The 14,106-nt window shown below is 57.2% G+C and carries 14 protein-coding genes; 1 reads left to right on the forward strand and 13 read right to left on the reverse strand.

Translation table 11 applies throughout. From position 1 onward, the window contains the following. Positions 1 to 3 precede the first annotated feature (3 nt). The 12 genes from rpsC to rpsL all read right to left on the reverse strand — a co-directional run bounded on the left by rpsC (position 4) and on the right by rpsL (position 8,880). Positions 4 to 729 (reverse strand): 30S ribosomal protein S3, encoded by a 726-nt coding sequence (rpsC, locus tag ACWPM9_RS12560; RefSeq protein ID WP_428189106.1) that lies wholly within the window; start codon positions 727 to 729, stop codon positions 4 to 6. Then, on the reverse strand, positions 729 to 1,118 hold the full coding sequence (gene rplV, locus ACWPM9_RS12565) for a 50S ribosomal protein L22 (protein ID WP_428189105.1): 390 nt from the start codon (positions 1,116 to 1,118) through the stop codon (positions 729 to 731). Before rplV ends, rpsC begins: the two co-directional genes overlap by 1 nt. A 2-nt stretch (positions 1,119 to 1,120) precedes the next feature. Beyond that, on the reverse strand, positions 1,121 to 1,399 hold the full coding sequence (gene rpsS / locus ACWPM9_RS12570) for a 30S ribosomal protein S19 (RefSeq protein ID WP_099868163.1): 279 nt from the start codon (positions 1,397 to 1,399) through the stop codon (positions 1,121 to 1,123). A gap of 16 nt (positions 1,400 to 1,415) precedes the next feature. Continuing rightward, a complete protein-coding gene (gene rplB, locus ACWPM9_RS12575; protein ID WP_428189104.1) occupies positions 1,416 to 2,252 on the reverse strand; it encodes a 50S ribosomal protein L2 in 837 nt (278 codons plus the stop codon). A 16-nt stretch (positions 2,253 to 2,268) separates the two neighbouring features. Then, a complete protein-coding gene (locus ACWPM9_RS12580; RefSeq protein WP_428189103.1) occupies positions 2,269 to 2,562 on the reverse strand; it encodes a 50S ribosomal protein L23 in 294 nt (97 codons plus the stop codon). Continuing rightward, positions 2,559 to 3,179 carry a 50S ribosomal protein L4 gene (rplD, locus tag ACWPM9_RS12585; RefSeq protein WP_428189102.1) on the reverse strand — a complete coding sequence of 207 codons (621 nt, stop codon included), beginning with the start codon at positions 3,177 to 3,179 and terminating at the stop codon, positions 2,559 to 2,561. The genes ACWPM9_RS12580 and rplD overlap by 4 nt, the downstream gene beginning before the upstream one ends. Before the next feature lie 13 nt (positions 3,180 to 3,192). Further along, on the reverse strand, positions 3,193 to 3,834 hold the full coding sequence (gene rplC / locus ACWPM9_RS12590) for a 50S ribosomal protein L3 (RefSeq protein ID WP_428189101.1): 642 nt from the start codon (positions 3,832 to 3,834) through the stop codon (positions 3,193 to 3,195). 174 nt (positions 3,835 to 4,008) lie between these two features. Continuing rightward, on the reverse strand, positions 4,009 to 4,317 hold the full coding sequence (gene rpsJ, locus ACWPM9_RS12595) for a 30S ribosomal protein S10 (protein WP_006728688.1): 309 nt from the start codon (positions 4,315 to 4,317) through the stop codon (positions 4,009 to 4,011). A 256-nt stretch (positions 4,318 to 4,573) separates the two neighbouring features. Then, entirely contained in the window at positions 4,574 to 5,749 is a 1,176-nt protein-coding gene (gene tuf, locus ACWPM9_RS12600) for an elongation factor Tu (protein ID WP_484755370.1), read from the reverse strand. A gap of 71 nt (positions 5,750 to 5,820) precedes the next feature. Further along, positions 5,821 to 7,920 carry an elongation factor G gene (gene fusA / locus ACWPM9_RS12605; RefSeq protein WP_428189323.1) on the reverse strand — a complete coding sequence of 700 codons (2,100 nt, stop codon included), beginning with the start codon at positions 7,918 to 7,920 and terminating at the stop codon, positions 5,821 to 5,823. A 32-nt stretch (positions 7,921 to 7,952) separates the two neighbouring features. Then, positions 7,953 to 8,423, reverse strand: a complete 471-nt coding sequence (rpsG, locus tag ACWPM9_RS12610) for a 30S ribosomal protein S7 (protein WP_484755371.1) — start codon at positions 8,421 to 8,423, stop codon at positions 7,953 to 7,955. A gap of 85 nt (positions 8,424 to 8,508) precedes the next feature. Beyond that, on the reverse strand, positions 8,509 to 8,880 hold the full coding sequence (rpsL, locus tag ACWPM9_RS12615) for a 30S ribosomal protein S12 (RefSeq protein WP_003507760.1): 372 nt from the start codon (positions 8,878 to 8,880) through the stop codon (positions 8,509 to 8,511). A gap of 501 nt (positions 8,881 to 9,381) precedes the next feature. Here rpsL and ACWPM9_RS12620 point away from each other — a divergent pair. Continuing rightward, the gene (locus ACWPM9_RS12620) at positions 9,382 to 9,675 is read left to right on the forward strand and encodes a transcriptional regulator (RefSeq protein WP_428189325.1); all 294 of its coding nucleotides are present in this window, start codon (positions 9,382 to 9,384) and stop codon (positions 9,673 to 9,675) included. Positions 9,676 to 9,855: 180 nt separating this feature from the next. Here the strand turns inward: ACWPM9_RS12620 and rpoC are convergent, their stop codons facing one another. Beyond that, positions 9,856 to 14,070, reverse strand: a complete 4,215-nt coding sequence (rpoC, locus tag ACWPM9_RS12625; RefSeq protein ID WP_428189326.1) for a DNA-directed RNA polymerase subunit beta' — start codon at positions 14,068 to 14,070, stop codon at positions 9,856 to 9,858. Positions 14,071 to 14,106: the final 36 nt, after the last annotated feature.

The raw sequence follows: 14,106 nt of genomic DNA on the forward strand, positions 1-14,106 counted from the left end.
AAATCAAGCGTGTTCGCGGCGACGATCGCCACCACGGTCACGGCTTGCTGGACCCTGCGAATCGCCTTCGAGTGCACGGCGCTCGGAGGCCATCGGATCATGCTCCAGGATTTCGCCCTTGAAGATCCAGACCTTGATGCCGCAGATGCCGTATGCGGTTACGGCTTCGGCTGTGCCGTAGTCGATGTCCGCACGCAGCGTGTGAAGCGGAACGCGACCTTCGCGATACCATTCTGTACGGGCAATTTCTGCACCGCCCAGACGGCCTGCGCAGGTGATCCTGATGCCTTCGGCACCCAGACGCATCGCAGACTGAACGGCGCGCTTCATGGCACGACGGAACGCGATACGACGCTCAAGCTGCTGAGCGATCGACTGAGCAACGAGAGTTGCGTCGACTTCCGGCTTGCGCACTTCAACAATGTTGAGGTGCGTTTCGGAATTGGTCATCTCGGAGATCTTCTTGCGAAGCTTCTCGATGTCCGCACCCTTCTTGCCGATGATCAGACCCGGACGAGCCGAGTGGATCGTGACGCGGCACTTCTTGTGCGGACGCTCGATAACCACCTTGGCGATACCGGCCTGCTTCAATTCGTTCTGAAGATACTTGCGGATCTTCAGATCTTCGTGAAGCAGCTGACCGTATTCAGCATTGTCGGCGAACCAACGGCTATCCCAGGTACGATTGATACCAAGACGGAAACCGATTGGATTGATCTTCTGACCCATTATGCGGCCTCCCCGTTGGCTTCAACTTCGCGGACAACGATCGTCAGGTGTGCGAAAGGCTTCTCGATGCGCGATGCGCGGCCACGGCCACGGGCATGGAAACGCTTCATGGTGATCGACTTGCCAACATATGCCTCGGCGACGACCAGCTGGTCGACATCGAGATCATGGTTGTTCTCGGCGTTCGCGATCGCCGATTCCAGTGTCTTCTTCACAGTGCCGGAAATGCGCTTGCGCGAAAATTCCAGGTCAGCGAGTGCACGATCGACCTTTTTGCCACGGATCATCGCAGCAACGAGGTTCAGCTTCTGAGGGCTGACGCGGAGCGTGCGCGCAACGGCCTGCGCCTCGTTATCCTTAAGCCGACGTTCGGCTTTTGCCTTGCCCATCTTTACTTCCTCTTCGCTTTCTTGTCCGCACCGTGACCGTAATAGGTCCGGGTCGGAGCGAATTCACCGAACTTGTGTCCGACCATGTCCTCATTGACGGACACCGGAATGTGCTTGCTGCCGTTGTAGACGCCGAATGTCAGGCCTACGAACTGCGGCAGGATCGTGGAGCGACGGCTCCACATCTTGATAACTTCATTTCGGCCGCCTTCGCGCACCTTCTCAGCTTTCTTGAGAAGATAGCCATCGACAAACGGGCCTTTCCATACTGAACGAGCCATTTCTGACTAACCTCTCTTACTTCTTTTTCAGGTGGCGCGAGCGCATGATGAACTTGTCTGTCGACTTGTTCGAACGAGTACGCTTGCCCTTGGTCGGCTTACCCCATGGAGAAACCGGGTGACGACCACCAGAGGTGCGGCCTTCACCACCACCGTGGGGGTGGTCGACCGGGTTCATGACGACACCGCGGTTATGCGGGGTCTTGCCACGCCAGCGGGTACGACCGGCCTTACCATCGTTAGTGTTGCCGTGGTCCGGGTTGGAGACCGCGCCGATGGTTGCAAGGCAAGAGCCAGGAACCAGACGCTGTTCACCCGAATTCAGGCGGAGGATTGCCATGCCGGCATCACGGCCGACCAGCTGTACATAGGTGCCTGCCGAACGAGCGATCTGACCGCCCTTGCCCGGCTTCATCTCAACGTTGTGGATGATCGAACCAACCGGAATAGCCTGAAGCGGCATGGTGTTGCCAGGCTTCACGTCTACTGCGCTTTGCGATGCGATCACCTTGTCGCCGGCTGTCAGGCGCTGCGGAGCCAGGATATAAGCCTGATCGCCGTCAGCATATGCTACCAGTGCGATGAACGCGGTACGGTTAGGGTCGTATTCCAGACGCACGACGGTGCCTTCGACGTCGAACTTGCGACGCTTGAAGTCAACCAGACGATAGGTGCGCTTGTGACCACCACCGATAAAGCGAGCCGTGATACGACCGGTGTTGTTACGACCACCGCTCTTGCCAAGACCTTCCGTCAGCGACTTGACCGGCTTGCCCTTGTAGAGGGCTGAGCGGTCGACGATGACGAGCTGACGCTGGCTCGGAGTGATCGGGTTAAAGCTTTTCAATGCCATTTTCTAGATCCCTACCTCAGATGCCCGTCGACACGTCGATGGACTGACCTTCGGCGAGCGTCACGACAGCCTTCTTGACGTCTTTCTGCTTGCCGATGAAGCCGCGGAACCGCTTTACCTTGCCCTTGCGGACGAGCGTGTTCACGGCGGTGACCTTGACACCAAAGAGAGCTTCCACAGCAGCCTTGATTTCTGGCTTGGAGGCGCCCTTGGCAACGTTGAAGACGACCTGGTTGTGTTCGGATACCAGGGTCGACTTTTCAGTGATCGACGGAGAGACGATCACGTCATAGTGGCGAAGATCCGTCATTTGAACCGCTCCTCCAGAGCCTCTACAGCAGCCTTGGAAAGCACGAGCTTGCCACGACGCAGGATGTCGTAAACATTGATGCCCTGAACTGGCAGAACATCGATATGCGGGATGTTCTGAGCAGCGAGCTTGAAGTTGTTGTCGATCTCAGCACCGCCGATAACGAGGGCGTTGGTGAGGCCGAGCGAAGCAAGCGTGCCGATCAGCGCCTTTGTCTTGGCTTCCGAAGCAACCAGGTCATCGACGATGATCAGGTCTTCAGACTTGAACTTGGCGGAGAGAGCGTGACGCAGAGCAAGCGCGCGAACCTTCTTGGGAAGGTCGAATGCATGGCTGCGAACAACCGGACCATGTGCACGTCCACCACCGCGGAACTGCGGAGCGCGAGCCGAATGGTGACGAGCGCGGCCCGTACCCTTCTGCTTGTACATCTTGGCGCCGGTGCGGGCTACTTCCGAACGGCTCTTGGTCTTGTGGCTGCCCTGCTGCTTCTGCGCGAGCTGCCAACGAACCATACGTGCGAGAATATCTTCGCGTGGATCGAGGCCGAAAATCAGGTCCGACAGGGAGACCTTGCCGGCGTCTTTGCCCTCGAGGGTCTTGACGTTCAATTCCATGTTCTTGGCTCCCTTACTTCGCGGCCGACTTGATGGCGTCGCGAACGATGATCCAGGAACCCTTGGAGCCGGGTACGGCGCCCTTGATCAGGATCAGACCACGATCTTCATCGGTCGACACAACTTCCAGATTCTGGGTGGTGACGCGGGTCTGGCCCATGTGACCAGCCATACGCTTGCCCTTCCAGACCTTACCAGGATCCTGGTTGGAACCGGTCGAACCGTGCGAACGGTGCGAAACCGACACACCGTGGGTCGCGCGAAGACCGCCGAAGTTGTGGCGCTTCATCGCGCCGGCAAAGCCCTTACCGATTGTAGTACCGGTTACGTCAACCAACTGACCGGCCGCAAAGTGGCTAGCCATGATCTGAGCACCGATTTCCATCAGATTGTCTTCGGATACGCGGAACTCGGCAAGCTTGGCCTTAGGCTCGACGTTGGCGGCGGCAAAATTACCGCGCATCGCCTTCGACGTGTTCTTGACCTTGGCAACACCGACGCCGAGCTGAACAGCCGTATAGCCGTTCTTCTCCTGCGTACGCTGAGCCACGACCTGGCAGCCGTCCATCCGCAATACAGTTACAGGAACATGCTCGCCGGCGTCGTTGTAGACCCGGGTCATGCCCACTTTCTGTGCAATAACACCTGAACGCATTGGTTCATTCCTCTTGAGAGTCGCTAACGAGATCAGGCGATCCCGTCTTGCCTCTTTGTTTAAGGATTCCGCTCCAGTCCTTCCGAACTATCGGGTTTCCCGTTTCGAGAAGTCGTTGGCAGGTCTTGCCACGTACCTTCCTTGTTATTTCGGCTCTCGCCGGAATTCCATTTTTTAAAGCTTGATCTCGACGTCTACGCCGGCAGCCAGGTCGAGCTTCATCAGCGCGTCAACGGTCTGCGGTGTCGGATCAACAATGTCGAGAAGACGCTTGTGTGTGCGCATCTCGAACTGTTCGCGGCTCTTCTTGTCGACGTGTGGCGACCGGTTAACCGTGAACTTTTCAATGCGGGTAGGAAGCGGTACCGGGCCGCGAACGCTCGCGCCTGTACGCTTTGCGGTCGAAACGATCTCCCGCGTGGAGGCATCGAGAACCCGGTGATCAAACGCCTTGAGGCGGATGCGGATATTCTGGCCGTTCATTCGACATGTCCTTGTTCTTTTTCGCGTCCCGCATACGCAGAGACAGTGAATTACCAATTACTGGCCGGCCCCGAATTATCAAAAATCACAGCGACACCAGTGCGGGGTCGCTGTCACCTGCTATTCTGAGAGCCCTGCCAGGTCTCGATCCCGAAAGATCGACTCAACGCAGCGCAAACTGCGGACGATAACAAATCACCGTCCGCATGTGTTCGTGGCCGGCGACATACACTGTCCCCGGCCACCCGTCAATCGATTACTCGATGATGGAAGCCACGATACCGGCGCCGACGGTGCGGCCGCCTTCGCGGATCGCGAAGCGCAGCTTTTCTTCCATCGCGATCGGAACGATCAGCTCGACTTCAACCGTGACGTTATCGCCAGGCATCACCATTTCCGTGCCTTCCGGAAGCGACACGATACCGGTCACGTCCGTGGTGCGGAAGTAGAACTGCGGACGATAGTTGGTGAAAAACGGCGTATGACGGCCACCCTCTTCCTTCGTCAGGATGTAGGCTTCTGCCATGAACTTCTTGTGCGGCTTGACCGAACCCGGCTTGCACAGGATCTGACCACGCTCAACGCCGTTACGGTCAACACCGCGGACGAGTGCACCGATGTTGTCGCCAGCCTGGCCCTGATCGAGCAGCTTGCGGAACATTTCAACGCCGGTAACCGTCGTCTTGGAGGTGTCCTTGATGCCGACGATTTCGACTTCTTCACCAACCTTGACGATACCGCGCTCAACACGACCGGTCACAACCGTACCACGGCCCGAGATCGAGAACACGTCTTCGATCGGCATCAGGAACGGCTGGTCGATCGGACGCTCCGGCGTCGGGATGTAAGCGTCAACAGCTTCCATCAGGGCGCGGATGGCGTCTTCGCCGATCTTCTTGTCGCTGTCGTTGAGCGCTGCCAGTGCAGAACCCTTGACGACCGGAATGTCATCGCCCGGGAAGTCGTAGGACGACAGAAGTTCGCGAACTTCCATTTCCACGAGCTCGAGGAGCTCTTCGTCGTCAACCTGGTCGACCTTGTTGAGGAACACGACGATTGCCGGAACGCCAACCTGACGGGCAAGCAGGATGTGCTCGCGGGTCTGCGGCATCGGGCCGTCGGCTGCCGAGCAAACCAGGATCGCGCCGTCCATCTGCGCTGCACCCGTGATCATGTTCTTGACGTAGTCGGCGTGGCCGGGGCAGTCAACGTGGGCGTAGTGGCGGTTCGGCGTCTCATACTCGACGTGTGCCGTCGAGATGGTGATGCCACGTGCCTTTTCTTCCGGAGCGGCGTCGATCTGATCGTAGGCCTTGAACTCACCGAAGAACTTGGTGATTGCAGCCGTCAGAGACGTCTTGCCATGGTCAACGTGGCCAATCGTGCCAATGTTAACGTGCGGCTTGTTGCGCTCAAATTTACTCTTTGCCATTTTCGGCTCTCCGTTTTGCTATCCCCATCCGGGGAAATTCAATTAATCTAATAGCTATTCGGGTATCCCGGTCACTTCTGACCGGAATACTTCGCCTGGATTTCCTGGGCTACGTTCGATGGAACCGGCGCGTAGTGATCGAAGACCATCGAATACTGGGCGCGGCCCTGCGACATGGAGCGAAGGTTGTCGACGTATTTGAACATGTTCGCAAGAGGAACATGCGCGTTGATGACAACTGCAACACCGCGTGATTCCTGGCCCTGGATCTGGCCACGACGCGAGTTAAGGTCACCGATTACGTCACCGACGTAATCTTCCGGCGTTACAACTTCGACCTTCATCATCGGCTCGAGCAACTGTGCACCAGCCTGACGGGCTGCTTCACGGAAGCAGGCACGCGATGCGATTTCGAAGGCGAGAACCGAGGAGTCGACGTCGTGGTATGCGCCATCGATCAGGGTTGCCTTGACACCGAGCATCGGGAAGCCAGCGAGCGGACCAGAAGTCAGAACGCTTTCGATGCCCTTCTGTACGCCAGGGATGTATTCCTTGGGAACAGAACCACCAACGATCTTGGATTCGAACAGGAAGTCTTCGCCATCCGGGTTCGGTTCGAAGACGATCTTGACGCGCGCGAACTGACCGGTACCACCGGACTGCTTCTTGTGCGTGTAATCTTCTTCATGCTTGCGCGTGATCGATTCACGGTAAGCAACCTGCGGTGCACCGACAGATGCTTCAACCTTGAACTCGCGACGCATGCGGTCAACGAGAATGTCGAGGTGAAGCTCGCCCATGCCGGCGATGATGGTCTGACCCGATTCCTGGTCTGTCTTGACGCGGAAAGACGGATCTTCAGCAGCCAGACGATTGAGCGCGAGACCCATCTTTTCCTGGTCAGCCTTGGACTTCGGCTCGATCGCGATCTGAATGACCGGTTCCGGGAATTCCATGCGCTCGAGGATAACCGGCTTCAGGGGATCGCAGAGCGTGTCGCCTGTTGTGGTTTCCTTGAGGCCAGCCAGAGCCACGATGTCGCCTGCGAAGGCTTCTTCGATGTCTTCACGGCTATTGGAATGCATCTGCAACATACGGCCGACGCGCTCGCGCTTGTCCTTGACCGTGTTGAGTACAGACGTACCCTTTTCGAGCTTGCCGGAATAGATGCGGCAGAACGTCAACGAACCGACGAAGGGGTCGTTCATGATCTTGAATGCCAGCATCGACAAAGGCTCGCTGTCGTCTGCATGACGCTCGATCTCGGCTTCGGTCTTGAAGTCGATACCGGCGATAGCAGGAATGTCCAGCGGCGACGGCAGGAAGTCGACAACGCCATCGAGAAGCGGCTGAACGCCCTTGTTCTTGAAGGCAGAGCCGCAGAACATCGGGAAGAACTTCACGTCGATGGTACCACGACGGATCAGCGCACGGATCTGATCGTTATCGGGCATGTTGCCTTCAAGATAGGCTTCCATCGCAGCTTCGTCGATTTCGACGATCGCTTCGATCATCTTCTCGCGCCACTCGGCAGCACGTTCCTTCAGGTCGTCCGGGATTTCAACGACATCCCATTCAGCGCCGAGGTTTTCACCCTGCCAGACAAGGGCCTGCATTTCGATCAGATCGACAACGCCGGCGAAGTCGTTTTCAGCGCCGATCGGCAGCTGAACAACAACCGGGATCGCACCGAGACGGGTCTTGATCATCTCAACCGAGCGATAGAAGTCGGCACCGATCTTGTCCATCTTGTTGCAGAAGATCATCCGCGGAACGTTGTACTTGTCGGCCTGACGCCAAACAGTTTCCGTCTGCGGCTCAACACCGGCATTGGCGTCGAGAAGCGCTACTGCACCATCGAGAACGCGCAGCGAACGCTCAACTTCAATCGTGAAGTCAACGTGGCCGGGGGTGTCGATGATGTTGAAGCGGCGCATCTTGCCGTCGCGACCCTTCCAGAAGGTCGTGGTCGCAGCAGACGTGATGGTGATACCACGCTCCTGCTCCTGCTCCATCCAGTCCATGGTGGCTGCGCCGTCGTGCACTTCACCGATTTTGTGAGACTTGCCGGTGTAGAACAGAACGCGTTCGGTCGTCGTCGTTTTACCGGCGTCGATGTGCGCCATGATACCGAAATTGCGGTAGTCTTCGATTTTATATTCGCGAGCCATTATGGACTGCCTTTCAATAATCGATCGTGTGATTACCAGCGGTAATGCGAGAAGGCACGGTTGGCGTCGGCCATCTTGTGGGTGTCTTCGCGCTTCTTAACCGCGGAGCCACGATTGTTAGCTGCATCCATGAGTTCGCCGCACAGGCGATCGACCATGGTTGTTTCGTTGCGCTTGCGAGCAGCGGTGATCAGCCAGCGGATGGCGAGAGCCTGACGGCGCTCCGGACGAACATCGACCGGGACCTGGTAGGTTGCACCACCAACGCGACGCGAACGCACTTCAACGTGCGGAGCAACGTTTTCAAGCGCCTGATGGAAAACCGCTACCGGCTCCTGCTTCATCTTTTCATGAACGTTATCGAACGCGCCATAAACAATGGTTTCAGCGACGGACTTCTTACCATGCAACATGATGGCATTCATGAACTTGGTGACAACGAGATCGCCGAACTTCGGGTCCGGGTTGATCTCACGCTTTTCAGCTCTGTGGCGACGTGACATGCTTCTTGTCTCTCAACTGGTTGATGGCGCCTTATAACGCGGAGAACCTCGCGCAGCGCCCGATTAAATCGTTTGTGACCGAAGATTACTTCGGACGCTTTGCACCGTATTTGGAGCGGCGCTGTTTACGGTTCTTGACGCCCTGCGTATCGAGAACACCACGGATGATGTGGTAACGAACGCCCGGCAAATCCTTTACGCGGCCGCCGCGGATCATCACAACGGAGTGTTCCTGCAGGTTATGGCCTTCGCCTGGGATATAACCGATGACTTCAAAGCCATTGGTCAGACGGATCTTGGCGACCTTACGAAGAGCCGAGTTCGGCTTCTTTGGGGTCGTGGTGTAAACGCGAGTGCAAACTCCACGCTTCTGCGGGTTTTCCTGAAGAGCAGGAACCTTATTGCGCTTTACCTGTGCCTGACGCGGCTTACGGATCAGCTGGTTTACGGTAGGCATATAACCATCCCTTGTTGTGTCTCTAAGCCCTCACGGACCCTTCGTCTTGCCGTCGCCGGCGGTGGCCGCACCGTTCATCATGCGCAAAATATGGCCCTACCCGCTTTTTAGCGGATGGACCACAAAGAGCAGAGGACGCACTTACCATGCGTCATGCGTGCAGCATTTCAGTCTTCAGCGTGCGTTAGAACCTTGTTTGAGGTGAACTCCGGGACGAGTCGTCCTGAACAGCCATGCCTCACATTGGATCTGATGCCGGGCGTACTACTGGTTTCCCCAGGTTCCGTCAAGTCTGCATCGGGAAATTCTTGCCAAACGGCGGTGCAGAGGGCTCGTCTACACCCTTAATTCGCACCGGCCATGGAAATATCGTGGATGCAACGCTAGATTCAAGATCCATCACTGAAAACAGGGCGGGAATCGTTTACTCCCCTCACCTTCTTACACGCTGGCGGCGAAGGCGCCGTTCGAATCAAGTATCTTCAGACGAAAGGAAACGCCATGGCCAGCCCGGCGGACAACGACAACTCCAACGACGAGCCTATGGTCTTCATCATTATCGCCAAGGCCTATGAGGTCGCCGATAGCGATGGTATCGACCTGCATATCATGCTGATCGCACCGGACGACGACACCGCTGTGAGAACTGCCCTCAACGCGCTTTCCGAAGAAGGCTATCTGGAGGCAGATCTCGACCAGATCGGCGTGATGGGCGGCATGCCTGATGAGGAGCCGCATGCTTCTGCTTATCAGGGCGCGCTTGAGGGCGAAGTCGCGATCATCCGCTTCGACTGATGTATCGCCGATCTGCGCGGAAGGCGCGGACAAGAATTTGACGGGTCGCTGGCTTTCGCCTGCGGCCCTTTTTCGTGCGCATCTTTTGGGGAACATCATTGTTTGACGACAAAAGGCGCCCGGATTGCTCCGAGCGCCTTTCTACTTTTCAAACCTGACAGGAAAGCCCTGTGCTGGCGATTACTCGCCAGCGGTTGGCTGTTCTGCCTTGGCAAGATCCTGAAGCATCGGCGTTGCCGAATCCACACCGGAACCCTTCTTGCGTTCCTCGAGAATGAGGTCGTCGCGAGAGGTTGCGATACGGCGGATCTGAGTCATGACGCCACCGGTACCGGCAGGGATCAAACGACCGACGATCACGTTTTCCTTCAGGCCGAGCAGTGGGTCGGTCTTGCCGGCAATCGCAGCTTCCGTGAGAACCTTGGTGGTTTCCTGGAAGGATGCGGCCGAGAAGAAGGACGGCGTCTGCAGCGATGCCTTGGTGATGCCGAGCAGAACCGGCAGGCCATCAGCTGGCTTCTTGCCTTCCTCGACGAGACGCTCGTTGAGGTTATCGAGCTCGATGCGATCCACATTGTCGCCAACGATATAGCCTGAGTCACCGGACTCGGTGATTTCGACCTTCTGCAGCATCTGGCGAACGATCACCTCGATGTGCTTGTCGTTGATGACAACGCCCTGCAGACGGTAGACTTCCTGGATTTCGTTCACGAGGTAGGAAGCGAGTGCCTCCACGCCCTTGATCGCCAGGATGTCGTGCGGTGCCGGGTTACCGTCGAGGATGTAGTCACCCTTTTCGATAAAGTCGCCTTCCTGAAGGTGGAAGGGCTTGCCCTTCGGAATCAGGTATTCGACCTGTTCGACACCATCTTCTGCCGGCTCGATGATCACGCGACGCTTGTTCTTGTAGTCGCGGCCAAGGCGGATCGTACCATCAATCTCAGCGATGACGGCATGGTCCTTCGGACGACGAGCTTCGAACAGTTCGGCAACACGCGGCAGACCACCGGTGATGTCCTTCGTCTTCGCGCTTTCCAGTGGCGAACGTGCAAGCACGTCACCCTGGGAGACCTTCTGGCCCGGCTCAACCGACAGAATGGCGTCAACCGAAAGCTGGAAGCGGGCATCGTTACCACGGGCAAGTTTGATCACATTGCCGGCGTCGTCCTTGATGACGATCGCAGGCTTGAGATCCGCGCCGCGCGGCGTGGAGCGCCAGTCGATAACCTGACGCTTGGTGATGCCTGTGGACTCGTCGGTTGCTTCCAGAACGGAGAGACCATCGACCACATCTTCGAACTCGACCGTACCGGCAACTTCCGTCATGACCGGACGTGTATACGGATCCCACTCGGCGAGACGCTGACCGCGCTTCACCTTGTCGCCATCGTCGACAAACAGCTTGGAGCCGTAGGCGACACGCTGCGAAGACCGTTCGACGCCACGTTCGTCCAGGATCGTGACCGACAGCGTACGACCCATGGCAACCAGGTTGCCGTCGGAGTTGCGCAGCATGTTGCGGTTCTTGATCTGCACAGTACCTTCGTACGATGCTTCCAGGAACGAGCTGTCGACCACGTTTGCCGTACCGCCAAGGTGGAAGGTACGCATGGTGAGCTGGGTGCCCGGCTCACCGATCGACTGCGCAGCGATAACGCCGACAGCTTCACCGATGTTGACAGGCGTACCACGGGCAAGGTCGCGACCATAGCAGACGCCGCAAACGCCGGTCTGCACTTCGCAGGTCAGGGCCGAGCGAATTCGGATCGACTGAATGCCAGCCTTTTCGATTTCGATGACATCGGGCTCGAGGATCATCTTGCCGGCATCGACGATACGCTCGCCAGTGACCGGATGATCGATATCGTCCAGAGCCGTACGACCCAGAACACGGACACCGATGGAGGCAACAACCTGACCGGCATCGACGATGGCGGTCATGGTCAGGCCGTTTTCAGTTCCGCAATCGACCATGTTGACGATGCAATCCTGCGCAACGTCAACCAGACGACGGGTCAGGTAACCCGAGTTAGCCGTCTTCAAAGCGGTGTCTGCGAGACCCTTACGGGCACCGTGAGTCGAGTTGAAGTACTCGTTAACGGTCAGGCCTTCCTTAAAGTTCGACGTGATCGGCGTCTCGATGATTTCACCCGATGGCTTGGCCATAAGGCCGCGCATGCCGCCCAGCTGACGCATCTGGTTCACCGAACCACGCGCACCGGAGTGGCTCATCATGTAAATCGAGTTCATCGGCTTTTGACGACCGGTTTCGGGATCGAATTCGACAGCCTTAATGCGGGCCATCATTTCTTCCGTGACCTTTTCAGTCGCCTTGCCCCATGCGTCGACAACCTTGTTGTACTTTTCGCCCTGGGTGATGAGACCGTCGTTGTACTGCTGCTCGTATTCCTTCACCAGCGCTTCCGTATCACCGACGATGGTGTACTTGGCGTCCGGGATGACCATGTCGTCCTTGCCGAAGGAAATACCGGCGCGGCAAGCATGGCCGAAGCCGAGCTGCATGATGCGATCGCAGAAGATGACCGTGTCTTTCTGACCGCAGTGACGGTAGACCGTGTCGATCATCTTCGAGATGTTCTTCTTGGTCATTTCCTGGTTGCAGGTTTCGAACGGCACCTGGAAGTTCTTCGGCAGAAGTTCGCCGATGAGCATACGACCAGGTGTCGTTTCGTGAACGTGCGAGACCGGGTTGCCGTCTTCATCAACTGTCTTGAAACGACCACGGATCTTGGAGTGCAAGGTAACAACCTTGTTTTCCAGAGCGTGATGCAGCTCGCCGAGGTCGGAGAAGACCATGCCTTCGCCCGGCTCGTTCTGGTTCATGATCGACAGATAGTAGAGGCCGAGAACCATGTCCTGCGACGGCACGATGATCGGATGACCATTGGCCGGGTGCAGAATGTTGTTGGTCGACATCATCAGCACGCGGGCTTCGAGCTGGGCTTCCAGCGACAGCGGCACGTGAACGGCCATCTGGTCGCCGTCGAAGTCGGCGTTGAAGGCCGTGCAGACGAGCGGATGCAGCTGGATCGCCTTGCCTTCAACCAGGGTCGGTTCGAAGGCCTGGATGCCCAGGCGGTGAAGCGTCGGCGCACGGTTCAGAAGAACCGGATGCTCGCGGATAACCTCGTCGAGGATATCCCAGACCTCAGGCTTTTCCTTTTCAACCAGCTTCTTGGCCTGCTTGACGGTGGAGGAGTAACCCTTGGCGTCGAGACGGGCATAGATGAATGGCTTGAACAGCTCGAGCGCCATCTTCTTCGGCAGACCGCACTGGTGCAGCTTCAGTTCAGGACCGGTCACGATAACCGAACGACCGGAATAGTCGACGCGCTTACCGAGAAGGTTCTGACGGAAACGGCCCTGCTTGCCCTTGAGCATGTCGGACAGCGACTTCAACGGACGCTTGTTGGCGCCGGTGATGACGCGGCCACGGCGGCCGTTGTCGAACAGTGCATCCACAGATTCCTGCAGCATGCGCTTTTCGTTGCGGATAATGATGCCGGGAGCGCGCAGTTCGATCAGGCGCTTCAGACGGTTGTTACGGTTGATCACACGACGATAGAGATCGTTGAGGTCAGACGTCGCAAAACGACCGCCATCGAGCGGAACCAGCGGGCGCAGGTCCGGCGGGATGACAGGAACGACCTTCATGATCATCCATTCCGGCTTGTTGCCGGACTCGATGAAGTTCTCGACGATCTTCAGCCGCTTCATCAGCTTCTTCTGCTTCAGATCCGACGTTGTTTCAGCCAGATCCGTGCGCAGATCGCCAGCGATCTTTTCCAGGTTCATGGATGCCAGCATCTCGAAGATGGCTTCAGCGCCGATCATGGCGGTGAACTGATCTTCGCCGAACTCATCGACGGCGATCATGTATTCTTCTTCGGAGAGAAGCTGGTTTTCCTTGAGCGAGGTCAGGCCTGGCTCCGTCACGATATAGTTCTCGAAATAGAGAACGCGCTCAACATCCTTCAACGTCATGTCGAGCAATGTCGAGATGCGCGAAGGAAGCGACTTCAGGAACCAGATATGGGCAACGGGAGCGGCGAGCTCGATATGGCCCATGCGCTCACGGCGAACGCGCGACAGCGTGACTTCCACACCGCACTTTTCGCAGATGATGCCCTTGTACTTCATGCGCTTGTACTTGCCGCAAAGGCACTCATAGTCCTTGATCGGGCCAAAAATACGCGCGCAGAACAGACCGTCACGCTCTGGCTTGAACGTACGGTAGTTGATGGTCTCAGGCTTCTTGATCTCGCCATAGGACCAGGAGAGAATTTTCTCAGGCGAGGCGATCGAAATCCGGATGGAATCGAAGTGCTGAGCCGGAACCTGCGGATTGAAAAGGTTCATGACCTCTTGGTTCATGCCTGTCTCCTTGTGGGGCTTATCGCCCTCAGCTTG

The sequence above is a fragment of the Agrobacterium sp. H141 genome (genome assembly GCF_057158725.1).

What these genes read in the sequence shown, in the direction of transcription:
- ACWPM9_RS12580 (WP_428189103.1), bottom strand. Translation starts at nt 2,562, where the DNA reads ATGACGGATCTTCGCCACTATGACGTGATCGTCTCTCCGTCGATCACT.
- rpsC (WP_428189106.1), bottom strand. Translation starts at nt 729, where the DNA reads ATGGGTCAGAAGATCAATCCAATCGGTTTCCGTCTTGGTATCAATCGT.
- rpsG (WP_484755371.1), bottom strand. Translation starts at nt 8,423, where the DNA reads ATGTCACGTCGCCACAGAGCTGAAAAGCGTGAGATCAACCCGGACCCG.
- rplV (WP_428189105.1), bottom strand. Translation starts at nt 1,118, where the DNA reads ATGGGCAAGGCAAAAGCCGAACGTCGGCTTAAGGATAACGAGGCGCAG.
- rplB (WP_428189104.1), bottom strand. Translation starts at nt 2,252, where the DNA reads ATGGCATTGAAAAGCTTTAACCCGATCACTCCGAGCCAGCGTCAGCTC.
- rplC (WP_428189101.1), bottom strand. Translation starts at nt 3,834, where the DNA reads ATGCGTTCAGGTGTTATTGCACAGAAAGTGGGCATGACCCGGGTCTAC.
- rpsL (WP_003507760.1), bottom strand. Translation starts at nt 8,880, where the DNA reads ATGCCTACCGTAAACCAGCTGATCCGTAAGCCGCGTCAGGCACAGGTA.
- rplD (WP_428189102.1), bottom strand. Translation starts at nt 3,179, where the DNA reads ATGGAATTGAACGTCAAGACCCTCGAGGGCAAAGACGCCGGCAAGGTC.
- rpsJ (WP_006728688.1), bottom strand. Translation starts at nt 4,317, where the DNA reads ATGAACGGCCAGAATATCCGCATCCGCCTCAAGGCGTTTGATCACCGG.
- tuf (WP_484755370.1), bottom strand. Translation starts at nt 5,749, where the DNA reads ATGGCAAAGAGTAAATTTGAGCGCAACAAGCCGCACGTTAACATTGGC.
- ACWPM9_RS12620 (WP_428189325.1), top strand. Translation starts at nt 9,382, where the DNA reads ATGGCCAGCCCGGCGGACAACGACAACTCCAACGACGAGCCTATGGTC.
- fusA (WP_428189323.1), bottom strand. Translation starts at nt 7,920, where the DNA reads ATGGCTCGCGAATATAAAATCGAAGACTACCGCAATTTCGGTATCATG.
- rpoC (WP_428189326.1), bottom strand. Translation starts at nt 14,070, where the DNA reads ATGAACCAAGAGGTCATGAACCTTTTCAATCCGCAGGTTCCGGCTCAG.
- rpsS (WP_099868163.1), bottom strand. Translation starts at nt 1,399, where the DNA reads ATGGCTCGTTCAGTATGGAAAGGCCCGTTTGTCGATGGCTATCTTCTC.